Raw genomic sequence first — 24,571 nt, 5'->3', positions numbered from 1 at the left:
GAGGATATAAATTTTAGGAGGGTAAAATGAAATTTAATAAAGATTACAAAATGTTTTAATTTTAGTAATTATTGTTTTAAGAATACTCTTCTATTAAATTGAAATATAATTGATTAGATTAGATTAAACCGGGCTGCGCTACATCCCGGAAAAGGGTGTGGGTGTGGGTGTGCAAGTGAAGTGTGGGTGTGGAATTCGGGATTGCAAAGATATAAAAATAACCTGTCAATCATAGAAAGTTTGATTTCGATTTTATCCTAAATGATCATTGTGGGACTGAAAGTTTGCAGTTGCTATTTATTAAGAATCAACTCATCAAATTTTTCACCTGTTTCTGCATCAATGGCTTTGAAAATGAGTTCATTGCCGTTTATTTCGATGGTTGTGTAAAGATATCTGTCAAATGACTTTTCAACAAACCACCCTTCATGCACCGGATAACGGGGAGCTCCGTAAGAACCGGCTATGATCTGGCATCTTCCCTGACCAGGACCGCTTCCGTATTCATCTACTGCCGATATATCAGGTACATTTCTGTTGATGGGTTTTGTCCTTGAGTAGCAATGTTCATGGCCATTGAAGATCATATCAACTCCATAATCGTCAAACAATTTCCACCATGAATCAAATAAATCATCCATTTCACCGGCATGACGGCCGGAAGTGTAAAATGGCCGGTGAAAAAATACGAATCGCCAGATTTTGTCGGTATTATTGCTGAATACAGAATCGATAAATTCAGTTTGGTCAGTATATGTTGCTTTATCATGATCATCAAGGCCGATAAATATTGCATCAGCAAATTCGAACGCATAATATTTTCCGTTACCCGGATTTACCAGGTTGTTATTGAAGATATTTCCTATGTCATGATTTCCCCTGACATAAAATACCAGGTTCTTTGAAATGAATTTCTCTCCGTAAGCATACCAATCTTCCCAATCACGCCCCATCATGCCATTATTAACAAGATCCCCCAGAAATATAGAAAAATCCAGGCGTTCTATGGCTTCTGATACCAAATGCCAGGCTTCCTGGTTAGTCCTGCTGTCACCTCCGGCAGTGAATTTGAAATGATTTAATGTGGGGTCAGGTGCTGTTTGAAAAGTCGCCTGGTCTGTCCAGGTTTTATTTTTCGAATCGTAGATAGAATAATATATCATCGAGGAAGGCTCCAGCAGGTCAAAGGTATGTTCCTGGATATTTAAACCGCGGAGAAGATCGCCCCTTAATTTTGCATCAAACTCGCCCTTTTCGCAGGAAGAGGTGTATCCCCACCTGAATTTGTCTTCACTGCCTGCACTTCTCCAGGAGATGGTGACTTTTTCCAATGGCGACAATTTGGTGCCCCATCGGATGTGTCCGACACTGTCAATAGGTTTGTCGGGCCCTGTTGGTTCATTTTTATTACATCCGGCAACACTTGTTAAAATACCTGTTATAAGTAAAATTGGAAGAAGGATCAGGTAGATTTTTTTCATGATTTCAGCGTTTCAGCGGGATCTGAGAGGCACGCTGCATATCGGAATCATCCTTGAATAACCGGCGGTATGTGATGTGAATCTTACCCGGTTTGGCATTGACGGCTTCCTGGATCGCCATCATTTTCGGGTTGAAATCACCTACCCACGACAATTCCATTTCTTTGATATGCGGCCGCTTTATCAATATCGGTTCCCTGAGGTGCCAGAATATGGCAGATTCAAGGCCTTGCCCCTGGAATTTGGGAATTACTCCCATCATCGTCTGGCGGATCCGTGTGATCTCATTGGTTTTTTTGTAATAGAGAAATCGCAGCTTATTCCACAGGTGTAGTTTCCCGTTAAAATGCCGCAGGATCATGTTGATGTCGGGGAACATGATATAAAATGCCACCGGTTTGTCTTCATGATAAACAAACCAGATAAAATCTTCCTGAAGAATGGGCCTGGCACTTTCCAATTCCCGTTTTACCACTTCCAGGTCAAGCGGGATGAAATGCTCATGCATTACCCAGGCCTGGTCGTAGACTTCTTTTATATCATGGATGAATTTATCTGCCTCTTTATAAGTAAAATGCCTGAAAGTATATCCACCTCTTTTATTCACCCATTCGGCGATCTTCCAGAATCTTTCCGGAAAAGGGACAGTCAGGTCAAGGTGCTTGGTGATCTGGGTGAAATAAGGTTTAAACCCATAGGTTTCAAAAAGTTGCTGGTAATATCCATGATTATAAGGCATACCAATGGCAGGCTGGGTAAAACCTTCAACAAGCAAGCCCCAGAAGTTGTCATTCTCACCAAAATTGACCGGCGCATCCATCGCTTCCATTCCCTGTTCATTCAGCCAATCCCTCGCAGCATCAAACAATAAATTGGCTTCCTTTTGGTCGTTGATACATTCGAAAAAGCCGGCACCGCCTGTTGGCTGCTTGTATAGATAGGCTTTCTTTTTATTGTAAAATGCTGCTATCCTTCCTATAAGTTTTTCACGGTCATCTTTCAATATCCACCGGATGGCATTCCCTTCCTTAAAGAACGCGTTCTTGCCGGGATCAAATATCTTATTAATATCCTGGTCAAGCGGACAAACCCACACCGGATCATCTTTGTATAAAACCCTGGCCACATCAAGAAATTGTCGGGCGTTTTTTCTGTCAGTTACTTCAACGAGATGCATCTTGGTAATAATTAGGCTGTAAAAATACACTTATCTTCCATCCGGGATCAACTGTTGAAGCAATAATTAGTTTGAAATTCTGATCGATTTAAAGATTTTTGGAGTAATTGCTTTATCACTCCTGATCACCGATTTACCTGCCCAGCCTGATCATAATTTGGCCTTCTCAAACCTGAAGTACCGGCTAAAAGAGGGCTTCCAGTAAACAAACCGTTTTCTGCTATCTCATTACCGTTATTTTCCTGTTAACTATTGTCTGGTTTTCCAATGTGATCTTAACAAAATAAACGCCATTGGTCAGTGTGGAGATATCGATTGCATTTCCGCAGAATCCTGTTGCTGCCATCACCAATTGCCCTGAAGGGTTATATATCTAAGCTCTATGCCCTATGCAATCATTATTTTCTTCGGAGCAATAAGGTATTTCCAGACGATGGCAGCGAGGATACCACCGATGATCGGAGCAATGATGAAAAGCCAAAGCTGTGATAAAGCTGCTCCACCTGCCAATACTGCCGGTCCAATGCTCCTGGCCGGATTTACCGATGTGCCGGTGATAGGAATGCCAACCATGTGGATGAAAGCCAGGGAGATGCCGATGGATAGACCTGCAAATCCTTTTGGGGCTGCATCACTGGTAGATCCGAAGATCACCAGCAGGAAGATGAAAGTCAGCACGATTTCAGCAATGAGCGCCGACATCATATTATAACCATTTGGGGAATGATCGGCATAACCGTTCTGGCCCAGGCCGTTTTGAGCGATATCATATCCTTCCAGGCCGCCGGCGATAAGGAAAAGGATGCTGGCGCCCAGGATTGCTCCAAGGATCTGGGCCAGGATGTATCCCATGCTATCCTTGGCGCTGATCTTGCCGGCAAAGAGCATGGAAATAGTTATGGCCGGATTGATATGGCACCCTGAAACAGGACCGATTGCGTAAACCATAGAGAGCATAGCAAGACCAAATGCCAGGGCTATTCCCAGGAAACCGATCTTGTCCCCGGCAATGACGGCACTTCCGCAGCCAATGAATACAAGCACAAAAGTGCCGAAGAATTCAGCTAAGTACTTTTTTGTTGCTTTTGCTTCCATAATTAGAGATTTTTGGTGTTAAGGTTTATTGAAAAGTAATAGGTAAGAAAGACTTTTTAAGTAAGAGCAAGTGTAAATTTAAATGACTACTTTATGACTACCTAATGACAATTTTCTTATTTCCCTGAGATGGCTTTATCCAGTGAATAATTTCCTGCTCCGAGGATAAGAACAGTAGTGAAAGCGACCAGGTACATCAGCGACAACTCTTTATCTCCAAAAGGATCTCCCACATGAATTATGAAAGATGCGATGGCCATAGTAAACATAAGGGGGAATGCAGCGAAACGGGTTCCCAGTCCAAGCACCACCAGAATCGCGCAAAAAAACTCCGCAAAAACCGTCAGGCTTAAAGAGTATCTGCTGCCAATACTTAAGGGGTCCGGGAATGAAGCAGCTTTTTCAGCAAAATTCACCAGTTTAGGCCACCCGTGCGTAATCATCATTGACCCGAATGAAGCCCGAAGGATCAGAAGGGCAAAACTAGAGAGTGGTTTATGTTTTCCCGAATGGAAAAGGATGTTTTTCATAACTGGAGCCTCTCAAGGGACTCGAACCCTCGACCTGCTCATTACGAGTGAGCTGCTCTACCAGCTGAGCTAAAGAGGCGTCGATTGGGAAGGCAAAGATACAATAACTTTAAATCGTGAGTCGAGAAACGTGAATGGTCAGTAGTTTTCGTCCGACACGATACCGGCGAGCACATGTATGATCTGCCGTTTACTTCAAAGTCGCAAAGACGCAAAGAAATATACATACGGTATGTTTGCGTCTTAGCGACTCAGCGGTAAAATGACAAGCTGATAAAGCTCCGGGATTTGTCTAGAAGAGTGACCGGAAAGAAAATTAATTACTTTTTTTCCTTCTTTTCTTTCTTTTCCAGCCTCTTTTCTTTCAGCGTCTTGGTCGGCGCTTTTTTCACTGCTTTTTTAACATCTTTTCCTTTTGTCATGACCGTAGGTTTTAATTGTTAATACTTTTTTCCAGATTAATCCTGAGTTATATTTTATTAAAACATTAATTAACAGTTATTTATAATTGTAGTTTTTCAAGGTATAAACTTAGTAAATTTCTTTTTAATTTTTCTGAGATTATTCTATCTCCACCTGCATCGAAAACCCGCCACTGCCACACGGATCCACTTGAAGAACATAATTCCCTTTCTCCACAAAATACTTTTGATTTGCCGCATCCCACTGGTGCATATCCAAAAGATCGGCTTCGATTGGAATGGTTTTACTTTCACCGGCTTCAAGGAAGACCCGGCTAAATCCCACCAGGGTTTTCTCCGGGCCACGCATGTAAAAACCAGGCTTGCCAAGTGATTTCCCGGCTTTGGATGCATAAACCAGCACCACTTCTTCACCCGCCCGGTCGCCGGTATTGATGATCGTCAGTTCTGCATGGATCTTCTCACCTTCGGTGAACTCCCGCTGGCTTTCCGGCAGACGAATATCAGACCGGTCACCACCCTCAGGATTCAACATAGCTTCTCCTTCTTCACCTTCCATCATTTTGGAATTTCCCAGGCACATGACGATCACATCCGCCATTTTCGCCTCCCAGAAGCCGGTGTAATCTCCCGGGGTATTCATAAAACAACCCTGGGAGTAATCCACCACGGTGCCAACATCGACAGCACTAATGATACCTTCGAGAAAAGTGACCATATCGCCTGACCAGCCGTTATAATTGCCGACCAATGCCATGACATCAGCCGAGGTAGGGCCGGTAACGAAAATATTCCGGATGGAGTCCCGGTCTAGCGGCAGGACCTGGTTTTTATTTTGAAGAAGGACGATGGATTTGACGGCCGCTTCGTAAGCAAGCGCCCGGTGTTCAAGACTGTTGACAACTTCAGGGCATAAGGTTGACCAGGGGACCATTTCCGGCGGATCGAAGAGCCCAAGCCTAAAACGGGTTCTCAGCAAGGGTCGCAGGATGCTGTCGACCGTAGCTTCCATGATAAGCCCTTTTGCTATGGCATCCGGGATATGCTTGTAAATATAGCCACAGTTCAGGTTAACGCCGGCCAGGGCTGCCATGGCGGCGGCTTTCAGGTAAACCGTAGCCCGGCCGGCCCTGCCGACCCCGTGCAGGCATTCATTCCACTGTCTTATTCTCATTTCTTTTTAAAAATTAAGATTTGAATCTACTTCTTAAAATTATATTATACATGCCACCAAAACACGAATTCACCAAATAACACAAAAATTTGATTACTTGCTTAATTGCTTTAGTGTGATTTTGTGTTTTAGTGTTTTTGTGGCAACAAATGGATTTTAATAGTGCGTATATAATTTAAATTCAAAGTTAATCATGAATAATTCATAAATTTAGTGACTAATTCCTTGCCATGAAAACAAGACAACCTTTTTTCATTTTTCAATTAGGAATATTCTTCATCTTCTTTCTAAACATTCCCGAATCAAACAGCCAGCCCTTCTGGGAATGGGAAGCTAAAACTCCGCTGACGGATTCGGTTTCTGACAATATTAATCCTTACTTGCTCCATTTGTATTCCGATAGTCAGGGAGAGATGGTGACGATGGTGTGGGAAAAATCCACGGATCCGATCTCAACAGCCATATATTTCAGGAATTTGATCAGCACCGACGAGCCGCAAATCGTTGTTTATGATCCCGGCGTTCATTTTACGCATCCAAAAATTTTGAAAATATATGACAGCTTTGATTTCCTATTTTATGTCTTTTATCAAAGTGACCAGAATGGAAACCAGGATATCTACTATATGAAATACGGTGTAGACGGGCAGTTTACCGGGCCATTTCCTTTTGTAACAAGTGAATTTGACGAAAATGAGTTCGAAGCTGGAAATGACAGCTATTGGGATAGATCATTCAACGACAGGTTTATTGTAAGTATTTTAACCTGGACGAGCAATGGCGACCTTGTGACCTGCAACCTGGAGAAAAACGGTGAAGTATTTTCCTTTTCCGAACCCGAGGTTTTAGATAGCGGTAATTGTTCCAGTCCTGTCATTGTCAATGATGAAATGATCTATTACATTCGTGAAGATGAAACCGGCTCCTTTATATATTACATACCCACTGAATACCCATCGGGAAATTGGGGTGAGCCTGTTCTTTTTTTTAATGGAGGAAATTGCTTTAACCTGGCTGAAGATAATGTTTATCCATCGTACATTGCCTGGTCTGCTGATTCAAATGCCGTTTACAGGAATTATATTGCTTCCTCCTGGCCCCCATATTATGGCTATGCAATAGGACCGGAGCAGGATACCCCGCTTGACCCGGCGATTTGCACCCTTGTGATCGGGGTTGAGCCTGAGGCGCTGCAGTTTAATGAATATTACATGGCATTTCCATACCAGGAGAACTTAAATAATGAAATCTTCATGAACCAAGGCTATAACTGGGGGGACCCTGAATTTTTTAATTTTTCCCAATCAAATACTGAAAACCGGAATCCTGAATTTTATCTTGGCGAAATTTCTTCATGGAATGTGGATTGTTTTTATGTCTATTTAATCTGGGAAGAGTTACGGAATGAACACTGGCAGATTCTCAGTTCAAAGACGGTAATGTGTGTGGGTGGAATTGATGAAAATGCTGAAAAAGAAAATTTTATCATGACTTATCCTAATCCATTCATTGATAAAGTTAATATTACTTATACCATTTCAGCCGGTGATTATATTCAGATCAATGTCAACGACATTTATGGCCGGAATATCCGAAATCTTTTCAACGGTAAACAATGTTCAGGACAACAAATAATCAATTGGGATGGCAGGGATAACTCAGGAAACCGCCTCCCGCCGGGCCTTTATCTGATCAGTCTGACAACTGGTACGCAAAAATATTCTACCAGAATTTTAAGGATTGATTAACTATCTAAAGGATAAAATATGCGCGCTCTGATGGGAGAAGTGCTCGCATTTCTTAAAGTCTCTTATTCTATTTGAATACCTTGTTATCAATCATTTGCTGAAAGAAATCGACAATTGAACCCTCAATTGGCCGGTATTTCATGCCAAGTTCTTTAACACCTTTTGAATTGTCGACCTTCCATTGGTAGTCCACATTTCTGCTGATCATTTTACGCGTAAATCCGGCAGTTGGTGCCATCAGCCAAACAAGGAATTTGGGCAGGGTCTTTTTAGGAAAAGGATATATATTGCCAAATTTCTTTTGTAAGATAGAAGATACAGCTAAAATGCTGGTATTTTCTGCCGAAATAATATGCCTTCCTTGTGCTTCCGGTGTAAAACCGGCTTTGAAATGCGCTTCGGCTAAGTCTCTGACATCTACAACACCTAAATAAAAAAGAGGAGCACCCGCTTTCATCCTCCCGTCGCCCAACTGACGGATCAGGTTAAAACTTTCAGAGGTTGCGTTTGGGTTTATTCCAGGACCAATGACCAACGACGGATTGATGACAACCAAATCCCAGCGGTTTTGTGCTTTATTGATTTCCCACGCGGCTTTTTCTGCAACAGTCTTTGAATACGAATAAGCCTGATGATTTAAGGTTGAAGTAATATTCCACTGCTCTTCGGTCCCGATTCCATTCGGGCAGCTCAGGCAGTCTTTTGCATCGCCAATAATAGCGGCACAACTGCTTGTCAGTACAACACGCTTTACCGATTCTGTCCTTTTTACCGATTCCAGTACATTTTTTGTCCCTTTCAGAGCAGGGTCCACAAGGTCTTTTTGAGGATCAGTAAACTTGCTTGTAAAAGGTGAAGCGGTGTGATATACGAGTTCGCAACCTTTCATTGCCTCATCATAAGAGCCTTCTTTAAGTAAGTCGGCTTTAAAATAGACGATTTTACCGGGAGCTTTCGCGGCAAGGGCATCCAGGAATTTTACGGACTCCTTGTTTTCCGGATCCCGAACGGTCGCATGCACCGTAAAGCCTTCCTCCAAAAGTTTTTTTACAATCCAACCGGCAACATATCCTGTTGCTCCGGTAATCATCACGGGCTTGGTTTTATCAATATTCTTCATTTATAATTTTTGTTATGGTTAATAATACTGTAATAACATACAAACACGATAAATAGTTCAAAGTTCAAAGTTTTAATTAATAGAACGCGGATTTCAGCTGTATCCGTTCAACGCCCGATCGCCCAATCTTTTATTATCTTTGCCCCATGCTCTTCCCTTTCTACATTGCCAAACGTTACCTGATCGCGAAAAAGTCGCATAACATCATCAACATCATTTCGATTATTTCTGTCATCGGCGTGATGGTTGGCACTGGGGCGCTGATCATCGTCCTTTCTGTGTTCAATGGGTTTGAAGGCCTTGTCCTGGGCTTGTTTAATTCGTTTAATCCTGATCTTAAAGTCACGGTTAATGAAGGGAAAACCTTCACCCTTACCGAGGAACAAAGCAGGAAAATCAAGCATATCCCCGGAATTGCCTTCGTTATTGAAACAGTGGAAGAAAATGCCCTGGCCCGGTTTGGCGATAAGCAAAGTATTGTGATGATGAAAGGGGTGGAGGATGATTTTACAAAAATGACCCCTTTGGATGATTTTATGCTGAATGGCAGTTACACCCTGGGAAGCAGTAATAAGCCGGCAGCCGTGATCGGCGCGGGTGTGGCTTATTATCTCGGCATTTACCCGGAAGAATTTGCTGTTCCGATGTCGCTTTATCTTCCTAAAAGGACACGGAAAGCCCTGACCGGGACTCCCGAGCAAACGTTCAACAGCCAACCGGTCCATGTAGCCGGCGTTTTCACCATACAGCAGGAATTTGATCTTTCTTATGTTATTGTGCCTATCAGCCTGGCAAGGGAATTGCTTGAATATGAGAATGAGGTGACCTCTTTGGAAGTCGGGCTGAAGCCCGATGCAAATCAGTCAATAGCTGTCAAAGAAATCAGGGCAGTTATGGGTAGCGGTTTTGACATCAAAGACCGCTACCAGCAGCAAGCAACGCTTTACCGCGTCATGAAATCTGAAAAATGGGCGGTCTTCTTTATCCTCACCCTGATTTTGGTCATCGCCGCTTTCAATATGATCGGCTCATTATCGATGCTGATCGTTGATAAGAAAAAGGATATAGCTGTACTATGGAGTTTGGGAGCAAGTAAATCACAGATCCGGAAGATATTTTTTACGGAGGGAATGATGATCTCCCTTGCAGGCGGATTGCTGGGGCTTTTCCTGGGCGGATTGCTTGCCCTGCTGCAGCAGGAATCCGGCCTCCTCAGGCTGGGTGGCGGCGAAGGTACCTATATCGTGGATGCCTACCCGGTAAAAGTTCAACTGTTTGATTTTATTTATGTGATGATAACCGTGGTTATGATCGGCGCAGCCACTACCTGGTATCCCGTCAGGCAGATCTCCAGGAAATACCTGGCACAACGGATGAATTTCTTTCTGACAAGATAAATAAAAACCTATACCTTTGTTGATTGTAATTATCACTGGACCTTAACCTTAATTCTCACTCAATCACTTTATTATGGGACTTTTTACTCGTTTTGGAAGACTAAGCACCGGATTTTTGTTTGCATTTGCCATGATTTCATTTATACTGGCAGCGAACCCGGTTAAACTCAACAACGACTCAAATGACATCAGGATTACGAAAAACACCGGCCAGGGATTCACTGTTTCGTTCTCCTTCTCGGAATTCAAAACCCTTGATGTTAAAACGTCAAAAGGCATTTTTACGCGCATCATAGTGCCTTCATATGCGAGGAGTGGCGTCTTCGGATACCCTGAATTGCCCGTAAAAAGTGAATTGATCGAGATTCCGGTCAATGCAGAGGTCCAGGTCCGGATTCTTAATTTTGATGTGAAAGAATACAAATTAAAAGATCTGGGGATCGATTACCTGCTTCTGCCGAACCAGCCGCCGGTTGCCAAAACCGGAGAACCTGTGGAATTCATATATGAGAAAAGCGCTTATAAGGTTAATGCATTCAGACCTGTTGAAATTGCATCGGTCGAATCGTTGGGGACCATGCGGGGCGTGAATATCGGTCGCCTTGACATCATGCCTGTTCAATACAATCCCGTTTCGGGAATGATCAGGGTTTATGAAAACCTTGAGATTGAAATCACTTTCGGGAATGCTGACCTGCCTTCAACCGAGCTTAACAAGCAAATTTACAGCAATCATTACTTTTCACCGGTTTTCAATTCTTTACTCAATTACAGGGAACCGGAAAATAGCGGCAGGGAAAACTTTAGCCGTTACCCGGTTAAATTTGTGATCGTGGCCGACCGGATGTTTGAAGCCCAATTACAGCCGCTCATCGAATGGAAGATAAAAAAAGGATTCACCGTTATCGAAGCTTATACTGATGATCCGAATGTCGGGACCACCACATTCCAGATCAAAGCTTACCTGCAAAATCTCTATGATAATGCCACCCCTGAGGACCCGGCGCCAACCTTCGTCCTTTTCGTGGGTGATATCGCCCAGGTGCCTACGTGGGCGGGACAAGCTGCAGGCCATGTGACTGATCTCTATTATTGCGAATATACCGGTGACTATTTCCCGGAGATTTTTTACGGAAGATTTTCCGCCCAGAATACGGCACAATTGCAGCCACAGATCGATAAGACCCTAATGTATGAGCAATATACGATGCCAACAACTACTTACCTCGACACGGTCGTGATGATAGCCGGTATGGATGGTACTTTCGGACCTGTTCACGGCAACGGACAGATCAATTACGGCACGGAAAATTATTTCAATGCTTCTAATGGGATATTTTCTTATACATATTTATACCCGGAATCCGGGAGCAATGCCGCACTTATCCGCCAGAATATTTCCGACGGCGTTACCTATGCGAATTATACCGCTCATGGTTCCCCGGATGGCTGGGCCGACCCGAGTTTCTCAGTTAGCCATATCCCCGCATTGCAAAATGATGGCAAATATGGCTTACTGGTTGGCAATTGCTGTTCCACCAGCGAATACCAGGTGAGTGAATGTTTCGGGGAGGCGATAGTGCGTGCCGCTAATAAAGGGGCTGTCGGTTATATAGGTGCGTCCAACAGCACTTTCTGGGATGAAGATTATTACTTTGGCGTCGGTGTTGGCGCAATAGCCGGTGATCCACCTTCTTATGAGGAAACTACCTTCGGGAATTACGACCGTGCATTTCATACGCATGGCGAACCTTTTGGCGAATGGTATACCTCGATGGACCAGATGATCTTTGCCGGTAACCTTGCTGTCACGGAAGGCTCACCCGGTTCAGCCGAATATTACTGGGAAGCCTATAACCTGATGGGTGATCCTTCCCTTATGGTTTACTTCTCTGAACCTCCTGCCATGTCTGTTACCTTCGATCCGCTAATTCCGTTAGGAAGTCCCACTTTTACGGTTTATGCCCCCCCTTATGCCTACGTCGCAGTTTCCATGGATGGCATTGGCCTGGGTGCAGCCCTGGCTGATTCCAATGGCGTAGCACTGGTCTACCTGACTGGCACCCCTTCACCGGGAAATGCCGATGTTGTTGTTACAGCTCAGAATTTTCAACCATTTACCGGTACCGTCCTGATTGCTAATCCTGAGGGACCTTATGTGATGCTCAATCAATTTATCATCAATGATATCAATGGAAATTTTAACGAAATTGTCGAATTTGGTGAAGATATCCTGCTCAATGTCGAACTCAAGAACTGGGGTAACGGCGATGCGGTGAATTCCAATGCAACCCTTTCTACAGATGATGAATATATAAGTATTACTGATAATTACCAGGATTATGGGACTATCTTATCCCAGGATTCTGTGATGCAGCCGGATGCTTTCCGGTTCACGGTGGCCGGTTATGTCCCCGATATGCACATTGTGCCATTTAACCTCAACATTCAGGATGAAACGCGGGAGATATGGAATTCCTCTTTTTCAGTTACTTTGTACGCTCCCATCATGGAAATAGGCAGCCTGACTATTGATGATACGCAAAGTGGAAACGGCAATTTCAGACTTGATGCCGGAGAAACGGTCGACTTCTTATTGAATTGCCAAAACAGCGGCCATTGCGATGCTCTTAACATTCTTACAGTCTTACAGTCCTATAGTCCTTATATCACTCTATATAACACAACATATACCTTCGACACCCTTGCCTGGGGCGGGATGAAACAAGCCGTCTTCACGGCTACCCTTGCAGAAGAAATTGCAGCCGGAACCCTCATCGATCTGACCTTTAATCTTTCATCTGGCCCCTATTCGGCGGTTCAACTGTTCAACACACCGGTTGGCCTGATAATGGAGGATTTTGAGACAGCCAATTTCGAAACTTTTACATGGGTGATGGGTGGAATGCAACCCTGGCAGATTACCGGCGAAGGAGTTTATGAAGGAATATACTCAGCCAGGTCAGGGGTTATCACTGATGACCAGAATTCAGCCATTTTTATCGATATGGATGTGGCGATTGATGACAGTATTTCCTTTTTCAGAAAAGTTTCCTGCGAAGATGATCCCGGCAGCAATGACTACGACTGGCTCGGATTTTTTATCGATAATGTTGAAATAGAGCGCTGGGACGGCGAAATGGGTTGGCAAAGAATGGCGTACCCGGTTACAGCGGGTCAACATTCCTTCAAATGGGTTTATACCAAGGATTACTCCGTTTCCGCCGGTGCAGATGCCGCCTGGATCGATTACATCATCTTCCCGGCTCTTGCCCCTTATGTCTCGGTTGGAGACCTTTCAATTAAAAATCAGTTTGACTCCTTCATCCTGCCAAACCCGGCAAGGGAACAGACCGATCTCTTTATCCAGCTTCCATCTGCTTCCCCAGTCTCGGTTACTATTTATGACCTTACGGGAAATAAGACCGGGGAAGTCATTAAAGACAGGATGCTCGAAGCAGGATCCAACCGGATAAAGCTGGAAACCAATGACCTTCGTTCAGGAATGTACTTCTGTGTCATAACAAACGGTGGTCAGCAGCTGACAAAAAAATTAATCATCAATAAATAATTTGCTTACTTTCGATTCAAATATAAAATAATCAATATGAAAAGAGTCATATTTTCAGTGATCCTTTCCCTCACCGTTGTGATGTTATACGCATCCGACGGTTTTCAGGTAAGATACACGCAGCCACAAGGCGGTACCCATCAGCTTGAGTTCACAACGGATAGTTATAGTGTTACCGATGTTACGCTCAGTGGAGTGACTTATTCCCGGATCGATTTTGAAGGAAAAATTGTGACACAGAAAAAAGGTTTTGCCGAGTTGCCTTATCTTAATGCAACGGTGATGATTGATCCAGTGAAAAACGTCACTTTAGAGATCATTCCCGGCAGTTATGAAGATATCAGCCTCAGTTACCCGTTGGTTCCTTCCCGTGGTGTAATTTACCGCGACCAGGATCCCTCAACGGTGCCTTACATTATTGGACCGCGTTCGATTACCGATTCGTGGTACCCGGCAAACCTGGCTGAAAATACGGAGCCTTTTATCCTGAGGGATATCCGCGGAACGAGCGTTTATGTCTATCCTTTCCAGTATAATGCCGCACGGCAGGTGCTAAGGATTTATAAATCGATAACGGTCAGACTAGTGGAGAATAATTCCATTTCCCTAAATCCGCTGCCCAAGGTGCCAACGGTGATCGTACGCGAAATGAATGGAATTTATAAGTCGGTTTTCATCAATTATGCTTCTTTAAACCGTGATAACCTGACGATCGGTGAATTTGGCGATATTCATGTGATCGTAACTTCAAGGGACGAAGCGGCTATCCAACCTTATGTGCAGTGGAAAAGGGAAAAAGGATACAACTTATCTGAAGAGGTGGTCCCTTCAGGGACGACAGTCAATGCGAATGTACAGGCTGCCTATGACAACAATAACAATATTCTGTATGTCCTCCTTGTTGGCGATTGGACAGATATCCAATGCGAGACCAACAGTTATGGCCGGCCTATGGATCCGCAGGTCGGAACGGTTGTCGGGACCGATGATTTTGCTGATATCGCCGTCGGGCGTTTTTCGGCTAATTCTCCTGCTGATGTGACCGTGCAGGTCAATAAAGTGATCAACTATGAGAAATTACCGGAAATGGGAGGCACCTGGTACGCAAGTGCAACCGGTATGGCTTCTGCCGAAGGAGCCGGCATCGGCGATGACGGAGAAGCAGACGCCGCGCATGAGTCAGTTATTTTCAATGATAAACTTGAACCTTTTACTTACGACACTTTTACAACGATATATGACCCGGGTGCAACTATAGCCATGGTAAGCAATGCCGTCAATACCGGCACCTCTGTGATCAATTATACAGGACATGGCTGGCCTGATGGCTGGGGAACAACCGGATTCAGTTCCACCAATGTAGCTGCACTGACCAATGAAAACAAGCTGCCTTTTATCATTTCAGTTGCCTGCAACAATGGCGATTTTGACCTGGGCACCTGCTTTGCTGAAGCCTGGCTGCGTAAAGAAAACGGCGGCGCCATCATGTTCATGGGGGCATCCATCAGCCAACCCTGGTCGGAACCTATGCGCGGACAGGATTATTTTATGGATGTATTGATCGGCGGTTATGATTATTCGGCCCACCCGGGACAGGATGGTATCAATACTACCGAACAACGGACCACTCTTGGATCAATGATCTTCAACGGCCTCACGCTGATGTGCGTGGAATCGGGCGGCAGTGCTGATTGGGAGACTGCCACAACATGGAACTTCTTTGGCGATCCTTCTATACAGGCCCGTACAGCAACTCCGGTGGACCTTACCCTCTCAAATTACATGATCATGGTTGGCATTCCGTTCATCACTACTGTTACCTCAACGGGTAGCCCGGTGGAGAACGCCATGGTTACCCTGAGCCAGGACGGATTGTTTTTTACCGGAATTACTGATGTTACCGGAAGTGTGACCATCGACCATACTTTGAACCCGGGTAACGCAAAACTCGTAGTCACTGGTTTTAACACCGAAACAATTTATGAAGATGTAAGTGTTATTCCGCCTGACGGGGCATATATCACCGTTTCTTCCATTGAAATCAATGATGCCGCAGGAAACGGCGACGGTTTGCTCGATTATGGCGAATCAGCGTTCCTGACCATCGGACTCACAAACGTGGGAACTGCAGACGCTTCAAACGTCATCGCAGAAATTTCAAGCGGAGATGAATACATTGGTATCACGGGCGCTTCCGCGTCTTATGGCACCATTCCGGCAGGTGAAACAGTAACGATAACTAATGGCTTCGAGATTAATGCCCTCGAAAATATTCCCGATCTCCACATAGTTATGTTCGGGCTGGATGCTACAGGAACATCAGGAAGAGAAACCTGGAGCGGCAGTTTCGCGATCCCAGGCCACGCACCGATTTTAGAGATGGCTGAATACCTGGTCGATGATTCCGGCGGAAACAATAACGGAAGGCTCGACCCGGGCGAAACAGCAACTATCCTGATTTCCGCACTTAACGCTGGTTCTGCAGATGCCTATAACGTTATGGGCAGCCTTTCAACCGGAAGTCAATATGTCACAGTAAACAATTCACCTCTTGCATATGGTGATATAATTGCAGGCACATCTGCAGGGCAATCGTTCGAAGTTACGGTAGATCAGGCTGCACCTGCCGGCGAAGCCCCGTTGTTCAGCTTCGACATTTCAGCAGACCTTAATATTACCGGCTATGATGAATTTGTTGAATATATAGGCCAGATACCGGTACTACTGCTGGACTGGGATGTCAACCACAACTCTCCGGCTATCATCGAACAGTGCCTGAATAACCTGGAGGTCGGTTACGACAAGATGGAGGCTTTCCCACCGGACCGGAACCTTTATGCTTCAATATTTGTTTGCCTCGGAACTTATGATAATAACTATGTTTTAACCGCGGATGAAGGACAGATACTGGCTGATTACCTGGAACAGGGCGGCAACCTGTTCATGGAAGGTGCAGATACCTGGTTCTACGACGCCCCGACAGCGGTTCACCCGATGTTCAATATTGCTGGCCTTGAAGATGGAAACGGAGACCTGGCGCAGTTAGACGGACAGGCAGGCACTATCGCAGAAGGAATGTCCTACTTATTTAATGGCGATAACAACTATATCGACCATCTTGGCGCCATTCCACCGGCACAGATGATGTTCATGAACAGCGACCCTCAATATGGTGCAGGTGTTTCCTACGATGCCGGGACATACCGCACTGTGGGGTTTTCCTTTGAATTCGGCGGATTGCAGGATGGTGATAAAAACAAAGACGACCTGATGATCCAGATCCTCGAGTTCTTTAACATCCAGGGCGTCTGGACCGATGTGAAAGATAATCAGCCGGACGCTTCAGTCAGGGCTGGAAGCTATCCAAACCCGTTCAGGGAAGAAACTGTGATCAGGTTTGAAACAGAGAAAGAAAGCAGGGTTTCCCTTGAGGTTTACAATATCAATGGCCAGCTTATCAACCGGTTACTTGAGGCCAGGGTCGGCGCCGGCATCCACGAAGTTCGCTGGGATGGTTCCAGCAGCGCCGGGAACCGCGTTGCCGAAGGCATGTATTTCTATCGCCTCCAGGCCGGAAATGAAATTATTACCGGGAAATTGATGCGGATGGAATAATCAGGGAATATCGACATTATTCTGCACCTTCAATTCCATTGAAGTCAGCTCCAATGCCACGAGATTGCCGAAACCTTCTTTTTCCGGCATGTAAATGCCATTATCGAGGTCGATGAAGTCGAAACTATTGCTGGTACGCAATAAATCAATGAATTCCAGGCTTACCGGCACATGACCGTGGATCAGCTTCCTGAAACCTGCCTTCACACGGTCAACTTTGTATTCTTTGATCCAAAGCATCGAATGCTTGTCATCGAAGGGATCTTCGATACTGAAATTCATGCCTGCATGCACCAGGATAAAGCCTTGTAATGCAATAAAGTACTCCAACTCCCTCATCCAGGCGATATATTTTTCAGGGATTTCGTGAACGTCGGAAACCTGAAAACTGCGAAGGGTTTCCCGGCCGCCGAATTTGAACCACTCTTTTTTTAGCTTGTTGCGATAGGTAATACCAATGATATTCTTCTGGATGGTTTCATTATCGAAAGTCCGGAGGAGGTAATCTTCATGATTGCCTCGCAGCGTCCGGATATTATATTCGTCTTCTTTAAGGCTGATAATATAATCAATGACGCCTCTGGCATCGGGGCCACGATCGATATAGTCACCCAGAAAATAGAGGTTGTCACTGCGGGAGGGCTTTATCTGATCTTCAATTAAAGCCTGTAAAGTCATGGAAAAACCGTGTATGTCCGGGATAACCCATTGTTTAGTCATGTAAGTCTATTTCTTCTTAGTCTGGTTAGCCACTTTTTCCATCATCTGCCTGATGACCTCCGGATCACCGACAAAATAGTCTTTCAATAAATTTAACCGGTCGTCAAACTCAAAAACGTAAGGAATACCTGTAGGAATGTTGAATTCAAGGATTTCTTCATTGCTCATGTTTTTCAAAAACTTGACAATGGCCCGCAGGCTATTGCCGTGTGCGGCGATCAGGACCTCTTTTTCAGAAAGGATAGCTTTAGAGATCTCATTTTCCCAAAGGGGAACAATACGGTCAATGACTTCCTTAAGCGATTCTGTCCTCGGGATCTCTGTATCCTTTAATCCGGCATAACGCGGATCATATTTAGCGTTCTTTTCATCATCTTCGGGAATAGGAGGGGGAAGTACATCAAAACTGCGGCGCCAGAGCTGGACCTGCTCACTGCCGTATTTTTCTGCCATATCGATCTTATTCAACCCCTGCAACATACCATAATGTTTCTCATTCAGCCGCCAGCTCTTGATCTCCGGGATCCACATCAGGTCCATCTCTTCCAGCGCCAACCATAAGGTTTTAATAGCCCGGTTTAAGTAGGAAGTGTAAGCCACCCTGAACCGGAATCCTTTGGCTTTCATCGCCCGGCCAGCCTCTTTTGCTTCCGTGATGCCCTGTTCGGAAAGACCTACATCAACCCACCCCGTGAAGCGGTTTTCTTTGTTCCACGTGCTTTCTCCGTGCCGCAATAATACCAGTCTGTTCATCTTTTATAAATCTTGTCCAAAAATAGTAAGAATTCCTTAACCTTAAGGAAGATCTAATTGAACGATAAGTAGAAAGTCTTTATTTTATACTTTAGCGGAATATTTATAAATTAACCAGTGGTTTTTATTTATGGATCCTATCTATAAGAAGCTAAACAGGTTTATCGGCTTTGCCCTGTTTGGTGTGGCCTCACTCGTTTATATCCTGACTTCAGAAGCTACAACCTCGTTCTGGGATTGCGGTGAATATATTGCGACCGCTTATAAACTTCAGGTCGGCCATCCCCCGGGCGCACCGATTTTCCAGCTCCTGGGCCGGTTTTTTTCTCTTTTTGCTTTCAGTGATACAGCCCTGGTAGCCAGGATGGTCAATGCTATGTCAGCTTTATCAAGCGGGCTCACTATCGCATTTTTGTTCTGGACGATCACCATGCTGGCGAAGAAACTATTCAGTAGTTCAGGTGGAATGAATCTGGCACGGATGATCGCCATTTTCGGAAGCGGTGTAGTCGGAGCCCTTGCTTACACTTTCAGCGACTCTTTCTGGTTCTCGGCCGTGGAAGGAGAAGTTTACGCCATGTCTTCATTATTTACTGCAATGACCTTCTGGGCTATCCTCAAATGGGAAACCGTGGCCGGACAACCGCATGCGTTCCGTTGGCTGATCCTCATCGCTTATCTGATCGGTGTGTCTATCGGTGTCCACCTGCTGAACCTGCTGGCTATTCCCGCAATTGTCTTCGTCTTCTTCTTTAAAAATTATAAAGATCCAAACTGGAAAGGTATTCTGGTCGCACTGGGCGTATCATTTATCCTGGTAGGTATCATTCTCTACGGGGTTGTTCCCGAAATCGCATCCCTGTTTGCCAATACAGAACTATTCTTCGTCAACAACCTTGGAATGCCTTTTAATTCCGGGACCTATTTCTTCATGCTGCTGCTTGGCTCCCTGCTGGTCCTTGGACTCCTTTATACCAATTCGGAAAATAAGCTGTTCCCAAAGATTATCCTCGGCTTGTCAGCTATCCTGGTGCTGCTTTTCATGCTTGAAAGCAGTTCGGCGGGTGATTTCTTCGGCCGGTTGCTGGCCGCTGCCGCCATCGTCGGTGTATTTTATCTCTGGCGGAACAGGAAAGTCCTACTGAACAGCGTTTTGATAAGTTTTGTCTTTATCCTTATCGGGTATTCCTCTTTTTTCCTGCTGATCATCCGCTCCAATGCCAACCCCCCGATCGATGAAAATGACCCTGAAAATGCGATCAGCCTTTTGTCGTATCTGAACAGGGAACAATATGGAAGTTTCCCTCTGACCTATGGCCAGTATTACAATGCACCGGTAATTGACCGCAAAGATGGAAAACCCGTCTACAAACGTGATGACAAATCCGGTAAATATGTTATCGGGGATTCCCGTAAGGGTACGGTGCCGGTTTATGACCCGGATTATATGACGATTTTCCCGCGTATGTGGAACAACCAGGAAGACCGCTACATTGAAGATTACAAGAACTGGGCAGGAATCGAAAAAGACCCGGATAATAAACACATCCCGACTTTCAAGGAAAACCTGCGTTATTTTTTCCGCTACCAGTTGAACCACATGTATTTCCGCTACTTGTTCTGGAATTTTGTAGGAAGACAGAATGACAACCAGGGCAATTATGGGGATATTCTTAATGGAAACTGGCTCAGCGGGATCAATTTCATGGATAATGGCCGGTTAGGGCCACAGGAAAATATCCCGGGAAGCCTTTCCAACAAGGCCCGGAATACATATTTCTTCTTTCCCCTTATCTTTGGTTTACTCGGACTATATTATCAGTTTAAAAAGAATTCCAAAGATGGCATAGTTGTCATGCTGCTATTCATTATGACCGGCCTTGCCATCACTATCTATCTCAACCAGCATTCGCCACAGCCGCGTGAGCGTGATTATGCTTACACAGCATCTTTTTACGCTTTTGCTATCTGGATAGGCCTCAGTGTGATATGGCTTTTCGAATTGCTTTCAAAAAAGCTGGCCCACAGCCTTTCAGCCATCATCTCCGCGGGAACAGTTTTTCTCCTGGTACCCATTATCATGGCTTCACAGGGTTGGGATGACCACGACCGGTCAGGACGTTACACCGCACTGGAAACGGCCAAAAATTACCTGAATTCCTGCGCCCCGGGGGCAATTCTTTTTACCAACGCCGACAACGACACTTTTCCTCTCTGGTACGCTCAGGAAGTGGAAGGCATACGGACTGATGTGCGCGTCTGTAACCTGAGCCTGCTCAATACCGACTGGTACATCGACCAGATGAAGCGCCAGGCTTACGATTCAAAGCCGGTTCCGTTTTCCCTGACACAGGAATTTTACCGCAACGGTTCTCACGATATAACTTTCCTGGTTGAGAAGGAAAATATTACGGATTATGTAGAGGTGAAAGACCTCTTCGATATCATCAAAAAAGATGAGAAGAGACTGCAGATAAATACTGGCAGGGGAATGGCCGACTATTTCCCCACTAAAAAATTCAGGATTACGGTTGATTCGGCTACCGTTGTAAACAACGGAACAGTGCCGCGCAAACTCGCCGGGCAGGTGACAAACCTTGAATGGAGGATCAGCAGCAATGTCATTACCAAGAATTACCTGATGATGCTTGATTTGCTGGCTCATAACAATTGGGAAAGGCCGGTTTATTATGTCAGCACAACTGGCAGCGAGCCTTACATTGGCCTGGATAGTTATTTGCAACTGGAAGGATTTGCTTACCGGTTGGTCCCTGTTAAACAACAGCTTACCAGTAAAAACCAAACTGGAGGAGTGAACTCCGCCGTGATGTTCGACAACCTGATGAACAAATTTGAGTTCGATATACTGAAACCGGGATTTTTAGTCAGTGATGACATTAACAGGATGACAGTAACGATGCGGAATTGTTATGCCAGGCTGGCAGAGGCATTGGCTGCGGAAAACAAGCCGGATTCAGCTGTAATGGTCTGCGACAGGATACAGGAACTGATCCCCGACCGTATCGTTCCTTATAATTACTTTAACCTGCCCATGGCAGAAGCATATTTGAAAGCAGGACAGATTGATAAAGGAAATGCCATACTGCAAAGAATGACAGATATTTATAGTGAACTACTGGAATATTATTTCAGATTTCCTGCAAATAAGAGGGCATATATCTCATTCGACATCCAGCAGGGCCTCGCGATTCTGCATGCCATCTGGCAGGCCGCTGAAACATATGGACAGAAGGAAATGGCCGACAAGGCAAAAGAAACACTCGATCTCTATTATAACCTGTATGTCGGGGAGTCTTATAATCCTTAATTTATCATAACCATGTAGTATTTTGAAGGATCAGCTGCTGACCGGCATTTTCACTTATGTTCTTCCTGCCTCATTAATCTGGCAGGTGAAAACCATGGATAAAACGGTTTACCTCACTTTCGACGACGGGCCTATTCCTGAAGTGACGGATGAAATCCTCGAAATACTGAGGAAATATAATGCTAAAGCCACTTTTTTCTGTGTCGGGGAGAATGTCAAAAGGTACCATGGAATTTATGGTAGAATCCTTGAGAAAGGTCACTCCACGGGCAATCATACCCATCATCACCTGAAGGGATGGTCGACTAATTATGCAGATTACATGCATGATATCCGGGAAGCCGGCCAATTCATTGATTCCGGGTTGTTCAGGCCCCCATACGGGTTGATGACCTATAAGCAGGCAAAAACCTTGTCAAAAGAATTCAAGGTGATCATGTGGTCGGTTTTGACGCGTGATTACGATCCGGTAATAAGTCAGGAAGAATGCCTGCAAACGTCCCTGGAAGGTCTTAGACCAGGGGCGATAATTGTCTTTCACGATAACCTGAAAGCCCGTGAGAAAGTGCTCTATGCCCTGCCGCGATTGCTTGAATGCATGGAAAGAGAAGGGTACAGGTCGGAAAAGCTGGAGCTAAATCTTACCGGTGTATTCGAAGAAAAAGCCTGAAGGAATTATTCCAGGCGGATATAATCAGAGAATTTTCCTGACTGAGTAGAGCGGTTTTTTATTCTGAACCATATAGATCCGGCTGAGGTATTCCCCTATGACACCAAGGGAAAGCAGGATCAGGCTGGTCGAGAACAGGATGGCGACGATCAGCGAGGTATAACCAAGGGGTACAGACAAGAATATCTTTTTTAATATGAAGATGATGGATAGGACGAAGAAGAAAGCAGAGGAGATCAGTCCGCCGTACACCATCAGTTTCAGTGGGGCGGTAGTGTAATAAAACATGAGGTTGGTCATGAGGCTCCAGATCTTGCGGTTACTATAGCCCGATCTTTTGTATTTGCGCTTATGGTGCTCCACTAACGCGAGTCCGACGTATTCAGTGTACCAGTGCAGGATTTCATCGATGAAAACAAAGTTCTGGTGATGGATGATGATTTTCTGGATGATGTTTTTCGAGATCAGTCGGAAGGAAGAGCCTTCCTTGGGCCTTCCCAGCAGGTTGGCTGAGTTTTTAAAAAAACTGCTACCAAGGTTTCTGAAGAAAGAATGCTTCTTCTCATTAAATATGCCATAAACAAGTTCCGCATCAAACTCTTCCATTGTTTTGACCAGCTTGGGGATCTCTTCCGGCGGGCATTGCAGGTCATCGTCAATGGTAATGATGTAGTTCCCTTTCGCAAAATTAAAACCACAGAAAGTCGCGCTGTGCTGCCCGAAATTTTTGGCCAGCCGGATGGCCGTAAGGATGCCGGGTTGTTTTTCCTTGAGCTTCTTCAAAACTTCCCAGCTATGGTCACTACTGCCATCATCGACGAAAATGAGTTCATAAGTTTTCCCGGTGGAATCCATCACAGCAGTCATGCGGCTGAAAAGCTCCTCCAGCGAAGCCTCGCTGTTAAACACCGGCACAACTACCGAATATTCTATTTCGTTCACAGGGAGTGATTTTAGGCAAAGATAACAAAGAGATGCGAAACTGTGATGCTTGAAATTTGAAATTAGTGATTAGAAATCGTTCGAATATCGACAATCGGCAATCAGGAAAGAAATTCCCAGTAATTCTCTCTTGAGACCGTCATGAATGTGACTTCCGGATAGGTTTCCTGAAATTCTTTTATCACTTTGAATTTCACGTTGGATCATCGGAAATTTGTTTTCAAAACTTTACAAAATTAATCAAATTCATAAAGTTATATTAATAAAATTGAAAGTATTTTGCTAAATCCTTCATTTAAATGCCCTTCATGTATGCAAATTGAAAGTTAAACTTGCAATTTGCATTGTAAAGCGTCGGCTGTTCCAAAACCGGAACGGGGGTTCTACCAGGCAAAGGATACCCTATCCCGAAACCAGTTGCGCATGGTGATCATCGGATCATTCTTCGGTTTCATCACACCAATGTCTTTTGCCCTGTTTTATAATCGTATCATCCAAATGACTTTCACTAATCCAAATCCGATAGAGATTTCCCAGGAAATAGGCAGCCTGATCATGATCTGCTGCATCCTGATCGACCGTTTCTTCCACCGTGAAACTTATGACTCAGCCACGGTAGTGTCAGATTTATAAGAAAAACTTGCTGGTATTTATCACTTTGACGAACTTAAATCAAGAATCGGGCAAAGCCTGGATGAGATTTTTCATTTTAAATCGTTTGTATTCAACCTGAAGAAAAATGAGTTTATTTATGAACCGGCTTTTGCATTCGGTATTGATAATCAAAAGATCGATAAGGATTATGAAGTAACCCGGGAATTTGAAAGG

General features: G+C 44.6%; 16 protein-coding genes and 1 tRNA gene. 7 read left to right on the top strand and 10 right to left on the bottom strand.

What is annotated here, in order from left to right:
- Positions 1–293 precede the first annotated feature (293 nt).
- The 6 genes from M0Q51_05830 to M0Q51_05805 all read right to left on the bottom strand — a co-directional run bounded on the left by M0Q51_05830 (position 294) and on the right by M0Q51_05805 (position 5,879).
- A complete protein-coding gene (locus tag M0Q51_05830) occupies positions 294–1,481 on the bottom strand; it encodes a metallophosphoesterase (GenBank protein ID MCK9399499.1) in 1,188 nt (395 codons plus the stop codon).
- Between the two features lie 4 nt (positions 1,482–1,485).
- Positions 1,486–2,658, bottom strand: a complete 1,173-nt coding sequence (locus tag M0Q51_05825; protein MCK9399498.1) for a hypothetical protein — start codon at positions 2,656–2,658, stop codon at positions 1,486–1,488.
- Between the two features lie 387 nt (positions 2,659–3,045).
- Positions 3,046–3,753, bottom strand: coding sequence for an aquaporin Z (aqpZ, locus tag M0Q51_05820; GenBank protein ID MCK9399497.1), 708 nt, complete (start codon positions 3,751–3,753; stop codon positions 3,046–3,048).
- A gap of 116 nt (positions 3,754–3,869) precedes the next feature.
- Positions 3,870–4,283, bottom strand: a complete 414-nt coding sequence (locus tag M0Q51_05815) for a DoxX family protein (protein MCK9399496.1) — start codon at positions 4,281–4,283, stop codon at positions 3,870–3,872.
- Positions 4,284–4,286: 3 nt separating this feature from the next.
- Positions 4,287–4,362, bottom strand: a tRNA-Thr gene (locus M0Q51_05810).
- 482 nt (positions 4,363–4,844) lie between these two features.
- On the bottom strand, positions 4,845–5,879 hold the full coding sequence (locus M0Q51_05805) for a glycoside hydrolase family 3 C-terminal domain-containing protein (protein MCK9399495.1): 1,035 nt from the start codon (positions 5,877–5,879) through the stop codon (positions 4,845–4,847).
- 230 nt (positions 5,880–6,109) lie between these two features.
- Between M0Q51_05805 and M0Q51_05800 the strand changes: the two genes are divergently transcribed.
- A complete protein-coding gene (locus M0Q51_05800) occupies positions 6,110–7,627 on the top strand; it encodes a T9SS type A sorting domain-containing protein (GenBank protein MCK9399494.1) in 1,518 nt (505 codons plus the stop codon).
- A gap of 67 nt (positions 7,628–7,694) precedes the next feature.
- Here the strand turns inward: M0Q51_05800 and M0Q51_05795 are convergent, their stop codons facing one another.
- On the bottom strand, positions 7,695–8,747 hold the full coding sequence (locus tag M0Q51_05795) for an aldehyde reductase (GenBank protein MCK9399493.1): 1,053 nt from the start codon (positions 8,745–8,747) through the stop codon (positions 7,695–7,697).
- 146 nt (positions 8,748–8,893) lie between these two features.
- Here M0Q51_05795 and M0Q51_05790 point away from each other — a divergent pair, with 146 nt between their 5' ends.
- From M0Q51_05790 to M0Q51_05780, 3 genes are all read left to right on the top strand, one after another.
- Entirely contained in the window at positions 8,894–10,144 is a 1,251-nt protein-coding gene (locus tag M0Q51_05790; protein ID MCK9399492.1) for an ABC transporter permease, read from the top strand.
- A gap of 73 nt (positions 10,145–10,217) precedes the next feature.
- The gene (locus M0Q51_05785) at positions 10,218–13,715 is read left to right on the top strand and encodes a C25 family cysteine peptidase (GenBank protein ID MCK9399491.1); all 3,498 of its coding nucleotides are present in this window, start codon (positions 10,218–10,220) and stop codon (positions 13,713–13,715) included.
- 36 nt (positions 13,716–13,751) lie between these two features.
- Positions 13,752–17,330, top strand: coding sequence for a C25 family cysteine peptidase (locus tag M0Q51_05780; protein ID MCK9399490.1), 3,579 nt, complete (start codon positions 13,752–13,754; stop codon positions 17,328–17,330).
- On the opposite strand, the gene M0Q51_05775 is transcribed toward M0Q51_05780, so the two are convergent.
- Both M0Q51_05775 and gpmA read right to left on the bottom strand, forming a co-directional pair.
- The gene (locus tag M0Q51_05775; protein MCK9399489.1) at positions 17,331–18,050 is read right to left on the bottom strand and encodes a metallophosphoesterase; all 720 of its coding nucleotides are present in this window, start codon (positions 18,048–18,050) and stop codon (positions 17,331–17,333) included.
- Positions 18,051–18,056: 6 nt separating this feature from the next.
- Entirely contained in the window at positions 18,057–18,803 is a 747-nt protein-coding gene (gpmA, locus tag M0Q51_05770) for a 2,3-diphosphoglycerate-dependent phosphoglycerate mutase (GenBank protein MCK9399488.1), read from the bottom strand.
- Between the two features lie 130 nt (positions 18,804–18,933).
- Here gpmA and M0Q51_05765 point away from each other — a divergent pair, with 130 nt between their 5' ends.
- Together M0Q51_05765 and M0Q51_05760 are read left to right on the top strand one after the other, a co-directional pair.
- Positions 18,934–22,131 carry a DUF2723 domain-containing protein gene (locus M0Q51_05765; protein MCK9399487.1) on the top strand — a complete coding sequence of 1,066 codons (3,198 nt, stop codon included), beginning with the start codon at positions 18,934–18,936 and terminating at the stop codon, positions 22,129–22,131.
- Positions 22,132–22,153: 22 nt separating this feature from the next.
- Positions 22,154–22,801, top strand: coding sequence for a polysaccharide deacetylase family protein (locus tag M0Q51_05760; protein ID MCK9399486.1), 648 nt, complete (start codon positions 22,154–22,156; stop codon positions 22,799–22,801).
- 24 nt (positions 22,802–22,825) lie between these two features.
- Here M0Q51_05760 and M0Q51_05755 read toward each other — a convergent pair whose 3' ends face one another.
- On the bottom strand, positions 22,826–23,743 hold the full coding sequence (locus tag M0Q51_05755; protein MCK9399485.1) for a glycosyltransferase family 2 protein: 918 nt from the start codon (positions 23,741–23,743) through the stop codon (positions 22,826–22,828).
- 339 nt (positions 23,744–24,082) lie between these two features.
- Here M0Q51_05755 and M0Q51_05750 point away from each other — a divergent pair, with 339 nt between their 5' ends.
- The gene (locus M0Q51_05750) at positions 24,083–24,376 is read left to right on the top strand and encodes a hypothetical protein (protein ID MCK9399484.1); all 294 of its coding nucleotides are present in this window, start codon (positions 24,083–24,085) and stop codon (positions 24,374–24,376) included.
- Positions 24,377–24,571: the final 195 nt, after the last annotated feature.

This window comes from Bacteroidales bacterium (genome assembly GCA_023229505.1).
Classification (GTDB): Bacteria; Bacteroidota; Bacteroidia; order Bacteroidales; family JAGOPY01; genus JAGOPY01.
The sequence above is the reverse complement of the archived record's forward strand: the minus strand, read 5'-3'. Positions and strand labels throughout refer to the sequence as shown.

Coding starts and splice junctions, on each gene's coding strand:
- M0Q51_05765 (MCK9399487.1), top strand. CDS start 18,934: ATGGATCCTATCTATAAGAAGCTAAACAGGTTTATCGGCTTTGCCCTG.
- gpmA (MCK9399488.1), bottom strand. CDS start 18,803: ATGAACAGACTGGTATTATTGCGGCACGGAGAAAGCACGTGGAACAAA.
- M0Q51_05830 (MCK9399499.1), bottom strand. CDS start 1,481: ATGAAAAAAATCTACCTGATCCTTCTTCCAATTTTACTTATAACAGGT.
- M0Q51_05795 (MCK9399493.1), bottom strand. CDS start 8,747: ATGAAGAATATTGATAAAACCAAGCCCGTGATGATTACCGGAGCAACA.
- M0Q51_05785 (MCK9399491.1), top strand. CDS start 10,218: ATGGGACTTTTTACTCGTTTTGGAAGACTAAGCACCGGATTTTTGTTT.
- M0Q51_05775 (MCK9399489.1), bottom strand. CDS start 18,050: ATGACTAAACAATGGGTTATCCCGGACATACACGGTTTTTCCATGACT.
- M0Q51_05825 (MCK9399498.1), bottom strand. CDS start 2,658: ATGCATCTCGTTGAAGTAACTGACAGAAAAAACGCCCGACAATTTCTT.
- M0Q51_05790 (MCK9399492.1), top strand. CDS start 8,894: ATGCTCTTCCCTTTCTACATTGCCAAACGTTACCTGATCGCGAAAAAG.
- M0Q51_05800 (MCK9399494.1), top strand. CDS start 6,110: ATGAAAACAAGACAACCTTTTTTCATTTTTCAATTAGGAATATTCTTC.
- M0Q51_05815 (MCK9399496.1), bottom strand. CDS start 4,283: ATGAAAAACATCCTTTTCCATTCGGGAAAACATAAACCACTCTCTAGT.
- aqpZ (MCK9399497.1), bottom strand. CDS start 3,753: ATGGAAGCAAAAGCAACAAAAAAGTACTTAGCTGAATTCTTCGGCACT.
- M0Q51_05780 (MCK9399490.1), top strand. CDS start 13,752: ATGAAAAGAGTCATATTTTCAGTGATCCTTTCCCTCACCGTTGTGATG.
- M0Q51_05805 (MCK9399495.1), bottom strand. CDS start 5,879: ATGAGAATAAGACAGTGGAATGAATGCCTGCACGGGGTCGGCAGGGCC.